General features: G+C 65.7%; 17 protein-coding genes. 6 read left to right on the top strand and 11 right to left on the bottom strand.

Translation table 11 applies throughout. The features are described from left to right. Window positions 1-38 precede the first annotated feature (38 nt). The gene (gene pth, locus RR928_RS01375; protein WP_332535206.1) at window positions 39-647 is read left to right on the top strand and encodes an aminoacyl-tRNA hydrolase; all 609 of its coding nucleotides are present in this window, start codon (window positions 39-41) and stop codon (window positions 645-647) included. Between the two features lie 124 nt (window positions 648-771). Here pth and RR928_RS01380 read toward each other — a convergent pair whose 3' ends face one another. After that, entirely contained in the window at window positions 772-1,035 is a 264-nt protein-coding gene (locus RR928_RS01380; protein WP_332535207.1) for a YfhL family 4Fe-4S dicluster ferredoxin, read from the bottom strand. Window positions 1,036-1,225: 190 nt separating this feature from the next. Between RR928_RS01380 and RR928_RS01385 the strand changes: the two genes are divergently transcribed. The 5 genes from RR928_RS01385 (at window position 1,226) to RR928_RS01405 (ending at window position 6,477) form a co-directional block, all read left to right on the top strand. Next, window positions 1,226-2,188, top strand: a complete 963-nt coding sequence (locus RR928_RS01385) for an ABC transporter permease (RefSeq protein WP_332535209.1) — start codon at window positions 1,226-1,228, stop codon at window positions 2,186-2,188. After that, window positions 2,185-3,033 (top strand): ABC transporter permease, encoded by an 849-nt coding sequence (locus tag RR928_RS01390; RefSeq protein WP_332535210.1) that lies wholly within the window; start codon window positions 2,185-2,187, stop codon window positions 3,031-3,033. The genes RR928_RS01385 and RR928_RS01390 overlap by 4 nt, the downstream gene beginning before the upstream one ends. Before the next feature lie 21 nt (window positions 3,034-3,054). Then, on the top strand, window positions 3,055-4,053 hold the full coding sequence (locus RR928_RS01395; protein ID WP_332535212.1) for an ABC transporter ATP-binding protein: 999 nt from the start codon (window positions 3,055-3,057) through the stop codon (window positions 4,051-4,053). Continuing rightward, window positions 4,053-4,919 (top strand): ATP-binding cassette domain-containing protein, encoded by an 867-nt coding sequence (locus tag RR928_RS01400; RefSeq protein WP_442881442.1) that lies wholly within the window; start codon window positions 4,053-4,055, stop codon window positions 4,917-4,919. Before RR928_RS01395 ends, RR928_RS01400 begins: the two co-directional genes overlap by 1 nt. Window positions 4,920-4,986: 67 nt before the next feature. After that, complete coding sequence (locus tag RR928_RS01405; RefSeq protein WP_332548136.1) at window positions 4,987-6,477, top strand: ABC transporter substrate-binding protein; 1,491 nt, start codon at window positions 4,987-4,989, stop codon at window positions 6,475-6,477. A 6-nt stretch (window positions 6,478-6,483) separates the two neighbouring features. Here the strand turns inward: RR928_RS01405 and RR928_RS01410 are convergent, their stop codons facing one another. The 10 genes from RR928_RS01410 to RR928_RS01455 all read right to left on the bottom strand — a co-directional run. Next, complete coding sequence (locus tag RR928_RS01410) at window positions 6,484-7,128, bottom strand: LysE family translocator (protein ID WP_332535217.1); 645 nt, start codon at window positions 7,126-7,128, stop codon at window positions 6,484-6,486. Window positions 7,129-7,348: 220 nt separating this feature from the next. Continuing rightward, entirely contained in the window at window positions 7,349-7,771 is a 423-nt protein-coding gene (locus tag RR928_RS01415; RefSeq protein ID WP_332535218.1) for a BLUF domain-containing protein, read from the bottom strand. Window positions 7,772-7,774: 3 nt separating this feature from the next. Then, window positions 7,775-8,503 carry a GTP cyclohydrolase I gene (gene folE / locus RR928_RS01420; protein ID WP_249729166.1) on the bottom strand — a complete coding sequence of 243 codons (729 nt, stop codon included), beginning with the start codon at window positions 8,501-8,503 and terminating at the stop codon, window positions 7,775-7,777. A gap of 89 nt (window positions 8,504-8,592) precedes the next feature. Beyond that, window positions 8,593-9,348, bottom strand: coding sequence for an endonuclease/exonuclease/phosphatase family protein (locus RR928_RS01425; RefSeq protein WP_332535220.1), 756 nt, complete (start codon window positions 9,346-9,348; stop codon window positions 8,593-8,595). Window positions 9,349-9,358: 10 nt separating this feature from the next. Beyond that, the gene (gene nudB, locus RR928_RS01430) at window positions 9,359-9,817 is read right to left on the bottom strand and encodes a dihydroneopterin triphosphate diphosphatase (RefSeq protein WP_332535221.1); all 459 of its coding nucleotides are present in this window, start codon (window positions 9,815-9,817) and stop codon (window positions 9,359-9,361) included. A 95-nt stretch (window positions 9,818-9,912) separates the two neighbouring features. Then, window positions 9,913-11,712 (bottom strand): aspartate--tRNA ligase, encoded by a 1,800-nt coding sequence (aspS, locus tag RR928_RS01435; RefSeq protein WP_332681254.1) that lies wholly within the window; start codon window positions 11,710-11,712, stop codon window positions 9,913-9,915. Between the two features lie 41 nt (window positions 11,713-11,753). Then, the gene (locus RR928_RS01440) at window positions 11,754-12,374 is read right to left on the bottom strand and encodes a DUF502 domain-containing protein (RefSeq protein WP_332535223.1); all 621 of its coding nucleotides are present in this window, start codon (window positions 12,372-12,374) and stop codon (window positions 11,754-11,756) included. 8 nt (window positions 12,375-12,382) lie between these two features. Further along, complete coding sequence (locus RR928_RS01445) at window positions 12,383-12,700, bottom strand: FmdB family zinc ribbon protein (RefSeq protein ID WP_332535225.1); 318 nt, start codon at window positions 12,698-12,700, stop codon at window positions 12,383-12,385. 96 nt (window positions 12,701-12,796) lie between these two features. Beyond that, window positions 12,797-14,251 carry a sodium:solute symporter family protein gene (locus RR928_RS01450; RefSeq protein WP_332681255.1) on the bottom strand — a complete coding sequence of 485 codons (1,455 nt, stop codon included), beginning with the start codon at window positions 14,249-14,251 and terminating at the stop codon, window positions 12,797-12,799. 162 nt (window positions 14,252-14,413) lie between these two features. Continuing rightward, on the bottom strand, window positions 14,414-15,186 hold a 773-nt coding region (locus tag RR928_RS01455), incomplete at its 5' end, for an AarF/UbiB family protein (protein ID WP_332681257.1).

Genomic DNA, 15,186 nt, shown 5'->3' on the forward strand with positions numbered 1-15,186 from the left:
GCTTTGGGGAGACCGCGGTCCATGGAGATAATTCACACATGATCAAACTGTTTGTCGGCCTGGGCAATCCCGGCCCCGAGTACGAAGATACGCGCCACAACGCCGGTTTCTGGTGGATTGACGAACTGGCGCGCGAGCTCAAGGTGTCGCTGCAGCCCGAGCGCAGCTATTTCGGCCTGGTCGCGCGCACCAGCGTGGACGGCAACAATGTCTGGCTGCTCAAGCCCCAGACCTTCATGAACCTCTCGGGCAAGTCGGTGGGTGCGCTGGCGCGCTTCTTCAAGATCCTGCCCGAGGAAATCCTGGTGGTGCACGACGAGCTCGACATTGTTCCAGGCCAGGCCAAGCTCAAGCGCGGCGGCAGCCATGCCGGCCACAACGGTCTGCGCGATATCCACGCCCAGCTGGGCACGGGGGACTACTGGCGGCTGCGCATCGGTATCGGCCACCCCGGCGACCGCGCGGAAGTCGCGAACTGGGTGCTGAAGAAGCCCGCGCCCGACCAGCGCACGCTGATCGAAGACAGCATCAACCACTCGCTCAAGTCCTGGCGCCTGCTGCAGGCCGGCGACATGGACAAGGCCACGCTGCAGATCCACACCACCAAGCCGCCCAGGCCGAAAATCCCCAACCCCCTGAGCGGCTGACGCCGCTTCCCCCTCTCAACCTACGGTGGAGGGGGACGGCAACCTCGCTGCGGGGCGGCCCTTGCTCGTTGCCCCCAAGCTGGATCGCGCCAGTTTCAGGAGCACAGGGAAAATGACGCCAACTCTAAACGCCCGCAGCCTTCGCTGCTTCGAGCCGTGTGAACTTCTCGAACAGCGTCTCCCGGCTCTCCACATGGTCGGGGTGCACGGGAATGCAGGCCACGGGGCAGATCTGCACGCATTGCGGTTCGTCGAAATGGCCTACGCATTCGGTGCACTTGGACGGCGTGATCTCGTAGATCAGCTCGCCCATGTAGATCGCGTCGTTCGGGCATTCGGGCTCGCACACGTCGCAGTTGATGCACTCGTCGGTGATCATCAAGGCCATGTCGGCACCCCGCGCGCGCAAAGCCGCGCCTGGCAACACAATGGAGAAGACGGCACAGGTTTCATATAGCCGCAATTATCCGGCCCAGATCAATAGTCCCGCAGCAGCAGCGGACATGCCCATGCCGCGCGGTCTGTTCCGGCCGCTTTTTGCCGCTATGCTCTGCCCTGCCCGCTGAACCGTCCCGCCCATGAGTGTCTTTCTCCTCAAACGCCTGCTCACGCTGATCGCCACCCTGGTGGCGACGTCGGCCGTGGTGTTCGTGGTGCTGGAAATTCTGCCCGGCAACGCCGCGCAGGTGCTCATGGGCCCCGACGCCGCGCCCGAAGCCGTGCAGGCCCTGGCCGAACAGCTGGGGCTGAACCAGCCCGCCTGGCAGCGCTACCTGCAATGGGTCCAGGGCCTGCTGGTGCTGGACCTGGGCGACAGCTATGCCTACGGCAGTCCGGTGCGCGATCTGGTGCTCGAACGCCTGGCGCTCACCGTGCCGCTGGCCGTGCTGGCGATGCTGATCACCACGGCGCTGGCCCTGGCCGCGGGCGTCTATGCGGCCGCGCGCCACAACCGCTGGGGCGATGTCGGCGTCATGGGCCTGGCGCAGCTGGGCATAGCGATTCCCAACTTCTGGTTTGCCATCCTGTTGATCCTGCTGTTTTCGGTGAAGCTGCAATGGTTCTCGGCCGGCGGCTTTCCGGGCTGGACCGAAGAAGCCGGTGGCGGCTTCTGGGCCGCGCTCAAGGCCTTGCTGCTGCCCGCGATCTCGCTGGCCGTGGTGCAGGCCGCAATCCTGGCGCGCATCACGCGCTCGGCCGTGCTCGAAGTGCTGCGCGAGGACTTCGTGCGCAGCGCGCGCGCCAAGGGACTTTCGCAGCGCGCCGTGCTCTGGGGCCATGTGCTGCGCAATGCCATGGTGCCCGTGGTCACGGTGATGGGCCTGCAGTTCGCCAATCTGCTCGCCGGCACCATCGTCGTCGAGAACGTCTTTTTCCTGCCCGGTCTGGGCCGGCTGATCTTCCAGTCGATCGCCAACCGCGACCTGATCGTGGTGCGCAACTGCGTGATGCTGCTGGCCGCGATGGTGGTGCTGGTGAACTTCATTGTCGACCTGCTGTACGCGGTCATCGATCCGCGCCTGAAAGCCAGCGACCTATGACGCCCCGCGCCCCTACCGTCTGGCAGCGTGCGCTGCGCCAGCGCAGCTTCATGCTCGGCGCCGTGCTGACGCTGCTGCTGCTGTTCGCCGCGGGACTGTCGTTTGTCTGGACCCCCTGGTCGCCCTACGAAATGGATTTGCCTTCCAAGCTGCAGCCGCCCGGCGCCGCGCATTGGCTGGGCACCGATGCCTACGGCCGCGATGTCGCCTCGCTGCTGCTGGTGGGCGCGCGCAATTCGATTCTGGTGGGCGTGATCGCCGTGGGCATAGGCCTGGGCCTGGGCACGGCGCTGGGCCTGCTGGCCGCGGCGCGCCGCGGCTGGGTCGAGGAAGCCATCATGCGCCTGGCCGACTTCACGTTCGCGTTCCCCGCGATTCTCTCGGCGATCATGCTCACGGCGGTGTTCGGCGCGGGCATCGTCAACTCCATCATTGCCATCGGCATCTTCAATATCCCGACCTTCGCGCGCGTCACGCGCGCTTCGGCCAACGCGGTCTGGGCGCGCGAATACGTGCTCGCGGCGCGCGCCTGCGGCAGGAGCCGCTGGGCGATCACGCGCGAACATGTGCTGCCCAACATCCTGCCGATGCTGATCGTGCAGGCGACCATACAGTTCGCGCTAGCCATCCTGGCCGAGGCCGCGCTGTCGTACCTGGGCCTGGGCACGCAGCCGCCCCAGCCTTCATGGGGGCGCATGCTCAGCGAAGCCCAGACCTTGATGTTCGAAGCGCCGCTGCTCGCGATCTGGCCCGGCCTGGCGATCGCGCTGGCGGTGCTGGGGCTGAACCTGCTGGGCGACGGCCTGCGCGACCTTCTTGACCCGCGGCTGGCGCGTTCGCGCTGAACCCTGTACCTTGGCACCACGATGGCATTGCTTGAAGTTTCCAACCTGCAGCTGACGCTGGCCACGCCGCGCGGCCCGGTCACGGCCGTGCGCGACATGGACTTCACGCTGGAACGCGGCGCCACGCTGGGAATCATCGGCGAGTCCGGCAGCGGCAAGTCGCTCACGGCCATGGCGCTGATGGGCCTGCTGCCCGAGCGCGCGCAGCTCGCGGGCAGCATGCGTTTCGAAGGCCGGGAACTGATGGGCATGCCAGAGTCCGAACGCGCTGCGCTGCGCGGCAACCGCATCGCCATGGTGTTCCAGGAGCCCATGACCGCGCTCAATCCGCTGCACAGCATAGGCCGCCAGGTGGCCGAGCCGCTGCGCCGCCACCGCGGCCTGTCAGCCAGCGAAGCCCGGCGCCGCGCCGTGGCCCTGCTCGACCGCGTGGGCATAGCCGACGCCGCGCGGCGTTTCGACGCCTATCCGCACGCGTTCTCGGGCGGCCAGCGCCAGCGCATCACCATCGCCATGGCGCTGGCCTGCGAGCCCGATCTGCTGATTGCCGACGAGCCCACGACCGCGCTGGACGTGACCATACAGCAGCAGATCCTCGATCTGATCAGCGACCTGGTCGACGAGCGCCAGATGGCGCTGATCCTGATCTCCCACGATCTGGGCGTGGTCTCGCAGAACGTCGATCATTTGCTGGTGATGTATGGCGGCAGCGTGGTCGAAAGCGGCGCGACCGAAGCCATCTTCCGCCACATGGGCCACCCCTATACGCGCGGGCTGCTGGGCGCGCGCCCGCAGATGAGCGCGGCCCGGCACCGGCTGCCGACGATTGCGGGCAGCGTGCCCGAACTCGCCGACATGCCGGCCGGCTGCCCGTTCGCGGGCCGCTGCCCGCATACCGTTGCCGCGTGCGCGCGCCAGCGCCCGCCCGCCATCCGCGTCGACGCCGCCGCCGACCACTGGGCGCGCTGCCTGCTGCCCGAAGTCGTGCATGCACCCTTCCCGGCTGCCGCCTTGCCATGATGTCTCCCGTCACGCCCCCCGTACCGCCGCTGCTCGAAGTCACGGATCTTGCGCGCAGCTACCGCTTGCCGCGCGAGAAGCTGTTCAGCGCGCCGCCGCGCATCGAGGCGCTGCGCGGCGTGAGCCTGCGCATGGAGAACGGCCGCAGCCTGGGCGTGGTCGGCGAGTCGGGCTCGGGCAAGTCCACATTGGCCCGGCTGGTGATGGCGCTGGACCAGCCCGACGCGGGCCAGGTGAAAGTCCTGGGCCGGGATCTGCACCGGCTCGCGCCCCCTGCGCTGCGCGCTGCGCGGCGTGATTTCCAGATGGTGTTCCAGGACCCCTACGGCTCGCTGGACCCGCGCCAGCGCGTGGCGCGCATTGTCGCCGAGCCGCTGCAGGCGCTGCGCCTGGGAAGCCGCGCCGAGCAGCGCGAACAGGTGGCGCAGGCGCTGGCCGAAGTCGGCCTGCGTGCCAGCGATCTCGACAAGTACCCGCACGAATTTTCGGGTGGGCAGCGCCAGCGCATTGCGATCGCGCGCGCACTGATCACGCGCCCGCGGCTGATCGTCGCCGACGAGCCCGTGAGCGCGCTCGACGTGTCGGTACAGGCCCAGGTGCTCAATCTGATGCAGGATCTGCAGCAGCAGCACGGCCTGGGCTATCTACTGATCAGCCACGACCTTGCCGTGGTGCAGCAGCTGTGCGACGAAGTGGTGGTGCTGTACCAGGGGCGCATCGTCGAGCGCGGCGCGCCCGCGCAGCTGTTCAGCGACGCCCAGCATCCCTATACCCGCGCGCTGGTGGCGGCCGTGCCGCGCATCGCGCCGGGACGCGCGCGCGCGCGCCGCCGCGAGCGCGCCGCGGCCAGCGCCGCAATAGTGTAAAAAGGGGGATGGACCGCCGGCCCGCAAGGGCTGCGCGCCCCCGAACATTTCGCCCGGAGAAATCCCCATGTTGAATCGCCGCAGTGTATTGGCCGCCAGCACGTTGGCCAGCACGACCTTGCTCGCGCCCTGGAGCGCCCTGGCCCAGGAAAAGAAGAACAGCGTGGTGTTCGCGCTCACGCTGGAGCCGCCAGGGCTGGACCCGACGGCAGGCGCGGCCTCGTCGATTGCCGAGATCGTGCAATACAACATCTTCGAGACGCTGACCAAGATCAATTCCGACGGCAGCGTCTCGCCGCTGCTCGCCGAGAGCTGGGAAGTCGGCACCGATCTCAAGACCTTCACGTTCAAGCTGCGCAAGGACGTCAAGTTCCACAACGGCGTGCCGTTCAATGCCGATGCCGTGAAGTTCTCGTTCGAGCGCGCCGCGAGCGAACGCAGCACCAACAAGGACAAGCGCACTTTCGCCAGCATGCGCACGCAGATCGTCGATGCCCACACGGTGGTGATCACCAACGAGGACATAGACCCCGATTTCCTGTTCGTGCTGGGCCAGGCCACCTCCATCATCGTCGAGCCCAAAAGCGCGGGGACCAATGCCACCCAGCCCGTGGGCACCGGCCCCTATCAGATAGGCCGCTGGAGCAAGGGTGCGTCCGTCACCCTCACCGCCTGGAAGGACTACCGCACGGCCAAGGACATCCACATCCAGCGCGCAACGTTCCGCTTCATTCCCGACCCCGGTGCCCAGGTGGCAGCGCTGATGGCCGGTGACGTCGACTGCTTTCCGCGCGTGTCACCGCGCAGCGTCGCGCAATTCAAGGCCAACGCGCGCTTCCAGGTGCTGGTCAGCGGTTCGCGCGCCAAGACCATCATGGCGATCAACAACGCGCGCAAGCCCTTGAACGATGTGCGCGTGCGCCGCGCGATCGCCGCCGCGATCGACCGCAAGGCCGTGATCGACGGCGCGGCCGAAGGCTACGGCGTTCCCATCGGCAGCTATTACGTGCCTTCGGCCTTCGGCTATGTCGACACCACGGGCATCAATCCCTACGATCTCGACAAGGCCAAGGCGCTGCTGGCCGAGGCCGGCGTGAAACTGCCTATGACGCTGACCATGACGCTGCCGCCCGCACCCTATGCGCGCCAGGGCGGTGAAGTGATCGCGGCCCAGCTCGCCAAGATCGGCATCGAAGTCAAGCTGCAGAACGTCGAGTGGGCGCAATGGCTCAGCGGCACCTATGGCAACAAGAACTACGACCTGACGATCATTTCCCATGTCGAGCCCTTCGACCTGGGCAACTTCGCCAAGCCCGACTACTACTGGGGCTACCAGTCGCCGCAGTTCAACGCGCTGTTCGACCAGATCAAGCGCGCGCCGCGTCCCGCCGACCGCGCGCGCCTGCTGGGCGAAGCGCAGCGCCTGATTGCGCAAGACTCCGTGCACGCCTTCCTCTACCAGCCCCAATGGGTCACGGTGGCCAAGAAAGGCTTGCGCGGCCTGTGGAAGGACATGCCGGTGTTCGTCAACGACCTGTCTGCCCTGTCCTGGGCCTGAGAGCGCTCAGCGCTGCAACGAGGCCAGGCGCACCGCCAGGCCGACAAAGACCAGCGCGGTCAGGCGATTGAGCCAGCGCTGGCCGTGCGCCGATTTCTGCAGCAGGCGACCGAACGCGCCCGAAAAACAGGCCATGGCGCCGAACACCAGAAACGCGGCCAGCATGAACACCGCGCCCAGCACCATGATCTGCGGCGCCAGGCTGCCGCGCGCCGGGTCGGCGAACTGCGGCAGGAACGCCAGGAAGAACATCAGCACCTTGGGGTTGGTCAGGCTCATGAGCATGCCGCGCGCACCCAGGCGGCGCAGCGCGCGGCCATCGTGCGGCACGGCGGCCGGGCGGCTTGCGGCATCGGCCTGGGTGACCGGAGCGCGCCAGGCCTGCCAGGCCAGATAGGTGAGATAGGCCGCGCCGCAGTACTTGAGCACGGTGAACGCCAGGGGCGACGAGGCAAACACCGCGGCCAGCCCCAGCGCCACGGCGGCCGTATGCACGACCAGGCCGGCGCAAAGCCCCAGCACCACCGCCAGACCCGCGCGCGCGCCATGGCGGATCGACTGCAGCAGCACGAACACATTGTCCGGGCCGGGACTGAAAGCCAGCAGCACGGCAACGCCAAAGAACGCAATGAGGGTTTCGGGGGTGGGCATGGAAAGGCTTTCAGACGCTCTTGAACCGCGGCGCTCGTCACCAGCCAGGGTCACCAGACCCTCTATGGTGCGCGGCAAGGGGCCAGCGGAGGGCCGGTACGATTGAGCAGAGAGTTCGGGAAGGGCGCGGCCCAGGCAAAACACGCATCTGGGGGGCTGCGCCCCCCAGCGCGCAGCTACGCTAGGCGCGCCCCGCGAAGCGAGCAAGCGTGGGGGCTACTTACGCTCGTCCCATGATCGACGCCGTCGCCATCAACTCTTCCAGCAGCGCCAGCGACATCTTGCCCGACACCGCATAGGGGTCGAGCTCGATGGTCTCGGAGTACTTGAGCACGATCGCATGGTTGATGCGCGACAGATTGACCTGGCCCATGGTCCAGCCGCCAAAGCGGCGCTCGTCGATTTCCTCGTAGTGCAGCAGTTCCACATCCTGGTGGCGCACATCCCGCTGGATATGGCCGAACAGCGCGCTGACCTGCGAGCGTCCGCCTTCGATCGCCTGCAGGAACACGCCGCCGCCGTAGCACAGCACGCCCGTGATGCCCGTGGCCGGGTTGTGCTCGCGCGCCTGGGTCAGGATGGCTTCGATCGCCGCGGCAGACGCATCTGCGGCTCGGCTTGCATAGATCAGGCGCACCAGCATGTATCAGTTCCTTCCGGGAATCAGCGACAGAAATTCGCGGCGCAGGTTCGAGTCCTTGAGAAACACGCCGCGCATGACCGAGTTGAGCATCTTCGAGTCCATCTCGCGCACACCGCGCCAGGACATGCAGAAGTGCGAGGCTTCCATGACGATGGCCAGGCCGTCGGGCTGGGTCTTTTCCATGATCAGGTCGGCCAGCTGCACCACGGCCTCTTCCTGGATCTGGGGGCGTCCCATGACCCAGTCGACGAGGCGCGCGTACTTGGACAGGCCGATCACATTGGTGTGCTCGTTGGGCAGCACGCCTATCCAGATCTTGCCGATGACCGGGCAGAAATGGTGGCTGCAGGCGCTGCGCACCGTGATCGGGCCGACGATCATCAGTTCGTTGAGGTGCTCGGCATTGGGGAACTCGGTGATTGCCGGGGCCTGCGTGTAGCGGCCCTTGAACACTTCGTTGACATACATCTTGGCCACGCGCCGCGCCGTGGTGCGGGTGTTGTGGTCCTTGGCGGTGTCGATCACCAGGCTGTCGAGCACGCCCTGCATCTTGGACTCGACTTCATCGAGCAGTTTCTCGAGTTCGCCGGGTTCTATGAATTCCGCGATGTTGTCGTTCGCGTTGTAGCGCTTGCGGGCTGCAGCGAGCCGCTCACGGATTTTCACGGAAACCGGCGTCCCTTCGTCGGGGCTGGCTGTATTCATGTCGGCGGCAGCGAGTTCTCTGAGCATGCGGGCATCCTACCAGCGATTGCGCTGTTTGCAGTTGCAAAGGACTTCCCCGATTTTCGCCGCAAAGCCGGGCATTGCGCACCGGCCGCTTACAGCTTGAACTCGGCAATCAGCGGCAGGTGGTCGGACATGCGCCACCAGATCTTGCCCTTGGGCACATGCAGGCCGCAGGGCGTGAGTCCGCGCACATAGACATGGTCGAGCTGGGCCAGCGGCAGGCGCGAGGGATAGGTCATCATGCCCGCCGCGTCCTCGAACTCGTAGAGGCCGAAACCGCCCAGCATGCGCTTGATCTGGCCGCCCCAGTCGTTGAAGTCGCCGGCCACGACCAGCGGCGCGCCCGGCGGCACTTCGCGCTCTATGAAGCGCTGCAACTGCGCGATCTGGCGCATGCGGCTGCCGCGTATCAAACCCAGGTGAACGACGATGGCGTGCACGCTGCGCCCCTGGATGTCGATCTCGACATGCAGCAGGCCGCGCTGCTCGAAACGGTGGTCGGAGATGTCTTCATGCTTGTGGCCCAGCACCGGCCAGCGCGTGAGCAGCGCATTGCCGTGCTCGCCGTCGCGCGTGTAGGCATTGGTGCGGTAGATCGATTCATAGCCTTCGGGCGCAAGATACTCGGCCTGCGACACTTCGGGCCAGCGGTCGAAGTACTGCGCCTCGCGCCGGTTCATCTTGCGCACTTCCTGCAGACACACGATGTCGGCGTCGAGCTGCTCCACGGCCAGGCCCAGATTGTGGATCTCGAGCCGGCGCGCCGGGCCCAGGCCCTGGACGCCCTTGTGGATGTTGTAGGTCGCGACACGCAGGATGCCGGAGTCGGAAGGATGGGCAACAGTCATGTACAGCGGTTCAAACAATAAGAGAGGAAGCGAAGCGCGGCAAAAGCAAGATGGCTTCTGCATTCGATGCAGCCGCACAGCGGTCCGCCGCTTCGTGCCAAGCATGCCAAGCAAATGCGGTGTGTTCGCGAGGATTCAAGCCCACACAGGTGTAGGACGGAACCTCCAGGCCGAACACCCGCTCGGTGTTGTGCCATACGCCCGGGGCATAGCGGTGCTGCCACTCGGGGTAGATGGTGTAGATGTTCTCGAGCTGCCAGTCGACCAGATGGCAGCCCGGGCCATGGGCATCGATGCCGGTCTCCTCGCGCACTTCGCGCGCGGCCACGGCCGCCCAGTCTTCGTCCTCGAAGTCCTTGCTGCCGGTGACCGACTGCCAGAACTCCGGCTGGCCGGTGCGCTGCAGCAGCAGCACCTGCAGTTGCGGCGTGTGGATCACGACCAGCACCGATTGCGGAATTTTCGCCATGGGCCATTGTGGACCAGGCCGGCGCACAAGAAAAAACGGCACCCGCCTGGCCCTAGGGTCAAGCGGGTGCCGCTGTTCGGCAACGCAGGCAGCGATTACGCCTTGGCTGCGTCCAGGTTGCGCAGGCGGATATGCAGTTCGCGCAGCTGCTTTTCATCGACCGGGCTGGGCGCCTGCGTCAGCAGACACTGGGCGCGCTGGGTCTTGGGGAAGGCGATCACGTCGCGGATCGACTCGGCGCCGGTCATCAGCGTGACGATGCGGTCCAGGCCGAAGGCCAGGCCGCCGTGCGGCGGCGCGCCGTATTGCAGCGCGTCGAGCAGGAAGCCGAACTTGAGCTGTGCGTCTTCGGGCGTGATCTTGAGCGCGTCGAACACCTTCTTCTGCACTTCGGCGCGGTGGATACGGACCGAACCGCCACCCATTTCCCAGCCGTTGAGCACCATGTCGTAGGCCTTGGCAATGCACTTGCCGGGATCCGTGACCATCAGGTCTTCATGGCCGTCCTTGGGCGCCGTGAAGGGGTGGTGCACGGCAACCCAGCGGTCGTTTTCCTCGTCGTGCTCGAACATCGGGAAGTCGACCACCCACAGCGGCGCCCAACGGTCCTCGAACAGGCCGTGGCTCTTGCCGAACTCGCTGTGACCGACCTTGATGCGCAGCGCGCCGATGGCGTCGTTGACGATCTTTTCCTTGTCGGCACCGAAGAAGATCAGATCGCCGTCCTGGGCGCCCGTGCGCTTGATGATTTCAGCCAGCGCGGCGTCGTGCAGGTTCTTGACCACGGGCGACTGCAGGCCTTCGCGGCCCTTGGCGGCTTCATTGACCTTGATCCAGGCCAGGCCCTTGGCGCCGTAGATCTTGACGAAGTCGGTGTAGCCGTCGATTTCGCCGCGGCTGATGGCCGCGCCACCGGGCACGCGCAGCGCCACGACGCGGCCGCCGGGCGTGGTCGCAGGAGTGGAGAACACCTTGAAGTCGACATCGGCCATGACATCGGTCAGCTCGGTGAACTCGAGCTTGACGCGCAGGTCGGGCTTGTCCGAACCGTAGAGGCGGGCCGCTTCCTGGTAGCTCATGACCGGGAATTCGCCCAGATCCACGCCCAGCGCGGTCTGGAACACGGTCTTGATCATGCCCTGGAACATGTCGCGGATTTCCTGCTCATCCATGAACGATGTTTCGATATCGATCTGGGTGAATTCGGGCTGGCGGTCGGCGCGCAGGTCTTCGTCGCGGAAGCACTTGGTGATCTGGTAGTAGCGGTCGAAGCCGGCAACCATCAGCAGTTGCTTGAACAGCTGGGGCGACTGCGGCAGCGCGAAGAACTGGCCGTCGTGCACGCGGCTGGGCACGAGGTAATCGCGCGCGCCTTCGGGCGTGCTCTTGGTGAGCATGGGCGTCTCGATGTCGACGAAGCCGTTGGCGTCGAGGAACTTGCGCACTTCCATGCTGACCTTGTAGCGCAGCATCAGGTTCTTCTGCATGTAGGGGCGGCGCAGGTCGAGAACGCGGTGCGTCAGGCGCACGGTTTCCGACAGGTTCTCGTCGTCGATCTGGAACGGCGGCGTCACGGAAGCGTTGAGCACGTTCAGCTCGTGGCACAGCACTTCGATCTGGCCGCTCTTGAGCTTGTCGTTGGTCGTGCCCGCGGGACGCGCGCGCACCAGGCCCTTGACCTGCACGCAGAATTCATTGCGCACGCCTTCGGCGGTCTGGAACATCTCGGCGCGGTCCGGATCGCAGACCACCTGCACATGGCCTTCGCGGTCGCGCAGGTCGATGAAAATCACGCCACCGTGGTCGCGGCGACGGTTGACCCAACCCGACAGGGTGACGGTTTGGCCCAACAGGGCTTCGGTCACAAGACCGCAATAATGGGAGCGCATGGCCATGGCTAGTCTTCCTGCGCCCTCTTGGGACGCGACAAGGTTTGTTATTTGGGATCCGCGAGCGTGGTGTCGGGTGGCGTCACCACGCCCATCGAAACAATGTACTTGAGCGCCGCATCGACACTCATGTCGAGCTCGATGCAGTCGCTCTTGCGCACGATCACGAAATAGCCCCCGGTGGGGTTCGGAGTCGTGGGAACGAACACGCTGAGGTATTCGTCGCGCAGATAGGCGGCGATTTCGCCGCTGGGCGAGCCCGTGACAAACGCCACGGTCCAGACGCCTTCACGCGGCCATTGCACCAGCACGGCGGTGCGAAATGCATTGCCGCTTTCGGAGAACAGCGTGTCGGACACCTGTTTGACGCTGGAATAGATCGAGCGCACCACAGGGATGCGGCTGACCACGGCGTCGCCCCAGGATACCAGCGTGCGGCCGGCGAAATTGCTGGCCGCCGCGCCCACCACCAGGAGAATGGCCAGCGTCAGCAGCACGCCGAAGCCGGGAATATGCAGGCCCAGCAGGCGGTCAGGCTGCCAGGCTTCGGGCAGTATGGTCAGCGTCTGGTCGAGCATGCCCACGATCCAGTTCAGCACCCAAACGGTGATGACGCCGGGAACAATGACCAGCAAGCCGGTGAACAGCCATTTGCGCAGTGCAGACATGGGCGGGCTCAGTGGGCTGCGCCGGCGGTCGCAGCTGCGGCGGCCGGGGCTGCGGCAGGCGCTGGCGCCGGGGCTGCGCTCGGCGCCGCGGGGGCGGCATCTGCCGCAGGCGCAGCTGCTGCAGCGGCCGCAGGCTTGCTGCCGCCGTTCTTGAAATCGGTGGCATACCAGCCCGTGCCCTTGAGCTGAAAGCCCGGGGCCGTCAGCTGCTTAGAGAACGCCTGGGCATTGCAGGCCGGACACTCCGTCAGCGGAGCATCGGACATTTTCTGCAGCACATCCTTGGCGTGACCACAGGAACCACACTTGTAGGCGTAAATGGGCATAGCGCTTTGAATCGAGGGAAAGTGCAAAACCCTCAATTATAGGCGTGCGCCTCGAACCCCGGGCTTGCAGGGGTGTGCGAGACGCTGGCGGAATGTTCAGACCGCAGTCTGCGCGAAGTGATGACCGGCTTCACGGTGGTTGCCCAGCCACTGCGGCAGCAGCGATCCGGCCCACATCCCACTGGCCGCGCACAGCAGGCCCGCGAGCTGCTGCGGAAACACTTCGGCCCATCCGGGCACGCAGATGACGAGCAGCCAGCCGCCCAGGCCCATGACCACCGCAGCGAGCGCACCCTGGGTCGTGGCGCGTTTCCAGTACAGGCCTGCGGCCAGCGGCACCAGTGCGCCGACCAGCGGCACCTGGTAGGCGCCCGAAACCATTTCATAGATCGAGCTGCCCTGCATGGTGATCGAATAGGCCAGCACGCACAGCGTGAAGCCCAGCACCGACAGGCGCATGGCCTTGAGCGTCGCAGCATCCGTCATGTCGGGCCGCAGGTTGCGCAGGATGTTCTCCACAAAGGCCGTCGAGGGCGCGAGCAGCGTCGCCGATGCCGTCGACATGATGGCCGACAGCAGCGCGCCGAAGAACGCGATCTGCAGCGCCAGCGGCATGCGTTCCATCACCAGCGTGGGCAGCAGCTTCTGCGGATCGTCGGCAAGCAGTGCCTTGGCGGTCTCGGGCATCACCAGCACTGCGGCCGTGACCACGAACATGGGCACGAATGCGAACAGGATGTACAGGATGCCGCCGATGATGGGGCCGCGCTGCGCCACCGAAGCGTTCTTCGACGACATCACGCGCTGGAACACGTCCTGCTGCGGAATCGAGCCCAGCATCATGGTGATGGCCGAAGCGACGAAGAACAGCCATTCGCGCGTGCCGGCGTTTTCGGGAAAGAAGCGGAACTTGCCTTCACGCGCCGCGAAGTCGATCACGCGGCCCGCGCCGCCGGCGAGATCGGCCGCATACCAGCCTATCAGCAGCAAGCCTATCGAAATCACGATCATCTGCACGAAATCCGTCATCGCCACCGACCACATGCCGCCGTAAAGCGTGTAGATCAGCACGATCAGCGTGCCCACGATCATGCCTGCCGTGATGGACATCGCGCCTTGCGTCAGCAGATTGAACACCAGGCCCAGGGCGGTGATCTGCGCGCCCACCCAGCCGAGGTAGCTGAAGATGATGATGGCCGAGCACAGCATCTCTATGGTGCGACCGAAGCGCAGGCGATAGTAGTCGCCGATGGTGATCAGGTTCTTCTGGTAGAGCTTGTAGGCAAAGAACAGGCCCACCAGCACCAGGCACATGCCCGCGCCGAACGGATCCTCGACGACACCGCCCAGCCCTTGCTTGACGAACTGCGCCGACACGCCGAGCACCGTTTCCGAGCCGAACCAGGTGGCGAACGTGGTGGCGATCACCACCGCCAGCGGCAGACTGCGGCCGGCCACCGCATAGTCGGCCGTGTTCTTGACGCGCGTGGCCGCATACAGGCCTATGCCTATGGACGCAAGCAAGTACAGAACGATGAACGTGATCAGCATGGCACCTCTCCCCAACCCCGGGTATTGTCAAAACCGCTGCGGATTATCGAGGCAATAGGCGTCCTCCATCCAGTGCTGTGGTGCAAATGATGCGCCGACTGAAAAACCATGCGGGCGTGTTGCCGCGCGGGCGCGCCTGACGGCCGGGCCGCCAGGCAGCGATCAGTAGAATCGCACGCGCGCCAGCACCTGCATCACCAGCAGCCCCAGCAAAAAGCCCACGCCGCCATAGACCAGCGCCTGCAGCAGGCTGTTGGTGCGGTGCTGGGCCTTGACCAGTTCCTGCAGCGCCTTGCTCTGGTCGTCGTTGTTGTTCTGCAGCGCGCGGTACAGCAGGCGCGGCAGCTCGGGCAGCAGCTTGGCATAGGTCGGCGCCTCGTTGCGCAGTTCACGCCACAGGCGCTGCGGCCCCATCTGCTCGAGCATCCACTTCTCGAGGAAAGGCTTGGCCGTGCTCCACAGATCGAGGTTGGGATCGAGCTGGCGGCCCAGGCCTTCGATGTTGAGCAGCGTCTTCTGCAGCAGCACCAGCTGCGGCTGGATCTCGACCTGGAAGCGGCGCGAGGTCTGGAACAGCCGCATCAGCACCATGCCCAGCGAGATTTCCTTGAGCGGACGGTCGAAATACGGCTCGCAGACCGAGCGTATCGCCGACTCCAGCTCCTCGACGCGCGTCGTCGCCGGCACCCAGCCGCTTTCTATGTGCAGCTGTGCCACGCGCTTGTAGTCGCGGCGGAAGAACGCCGTGAAGTTTTGCGCGAGGTATTCCTTGTCGAACTCGGTGAGCGTGCCGACGATGCCGAAGTCGATCGAGATGTAGCGCCCGAAGGTCTGGGGATCGAGGCTGACCTGGATATTGCCCGGGTGCATGTCGCCGTGGAAGAAGCCGTCGCGGAACACCTGGGTGAAGAACAGCGTCACGCCGTCGCGCGCCA

The sequence above is a fragment of the Comamonas sp. genome (genome assembly GCF_036666375.1).
Taxonomy (GTDB): domain Bacteria; phylum Pseudomonadota; class Gammaproteobacteria; order Burkholderiales; family Burkholderiaceae_C; genus Comamonas.

Bases quoted from the DNA above. Each gene is read 5' to 3' on its own strand.
- pth (WP_332535206.1), top strand. From the start codon at position 39: ATGATCAAACTGTTTGTCGGCCTGGGCAATCCCGGCCCCGAGTACGAA.
- RR928_RS01380 (WP_332535207.1), bottom strand. From the start codon at position 1,035: ATGGCCTTGATGATCACCGACGAGTGCATCAACTGCGACGTGTGCGAG.
- RR928_RS01385 (WP_332535209.1), top strand. From the start codon at position 1,226: ATGAGTGTCTTTCTCCTCAAACGCCTGCTCACGCTGATCGCCACCCTG.
- RR928_RS01390 (WP_332535210.1), top strand. From the start codon at position 2,185: ATGACGCCCCGCGCCCCTACCGTCTGGCAGCGTGCGCTGCGCCAGCGC.
- RR928_RS01395 (WP_332535212.1), top strand. From the start codon at position 3,055: ATGGCATTGCTTGAAGTTTCCAACCTGCAGCTGACGCTGGCCACGCCG.
- RR928_RS01400 (WP_442881442.1), top strand. From the start codon at position 4,053: ATGTCTCCCGTCACGCCCCCCGTACCGCCGCTGCTCGAAGTCACGGAT.
- RR928_RS01405 (WP_332548136.1), top strand. From the start codon at position 4,987: ATGTTGAATCGCCGCAGTGTATTGGCCGCCAGCACGTTGGCCAGCACG.
- RR928_RS01410 (WP_332535217.1), bottom strand. From the start codon at position 7,128: ATGCCCACCCCCGAAACCCTCATTGCGTTCTTTGGCGTTGCCGTGCTG.
- RR928_RS01415 (WP_332535218.1), bottom strand. From the start codon at position 7,771: ATGCTGGTGCGCCTGATCTATGCAAGCCGAGCCGCAGATGCGTCTGCC.
- folE (WP_249729166.1), bottom strand. From the start codon at position 8,503: ATGCTCAGAGAACTCGCTGCCGCCGACATGAATACAGCCAGCCCCGAC.
- RR928_RS01425 (WP_332535220.1), bottom strand. From the start codon at position 9,348: ATGACTGTTGCCCATCCTTCCGACTCCGGCATCCTGCGTGTCGCGACC.
- nudB (WP_332535221.1), bottom strand. From the start codon at position 9,817: ATGGCGAAAATTCCGCAATCGGTGCTGGTCGTGATCCACACGCCGCAA.
- aspS (WP_332681254.1), bottom strand. From the start codon at position 11,712: ATGGCCATGCGCTCCCATTATTGCGGTCTTGTGACCGAAGCCCTGTTG.
- RR928_RS01440 (WP_332535223.1), bottom strand. From the start codon at position 12,374: ATGTCTGCACTGCGCAAATGGCTGTTCACCGGCTTGCTGGTCATTGTT.
- RR928_RS01445 (WP_332535225.1), bottom strand. From the start codon at position 12,700: ATGCCCATTTACGCCTACAAGTGTGGTTCCTGTGGTCACGCCAAGGAT.
- RR928_RS01450 (WP_332681255.1), bottom strand. From the start codon at position 14,251: ATGCTGATCACGTTCATCGTTCTGTACTTGCTTGCGTCCATAGGCATA.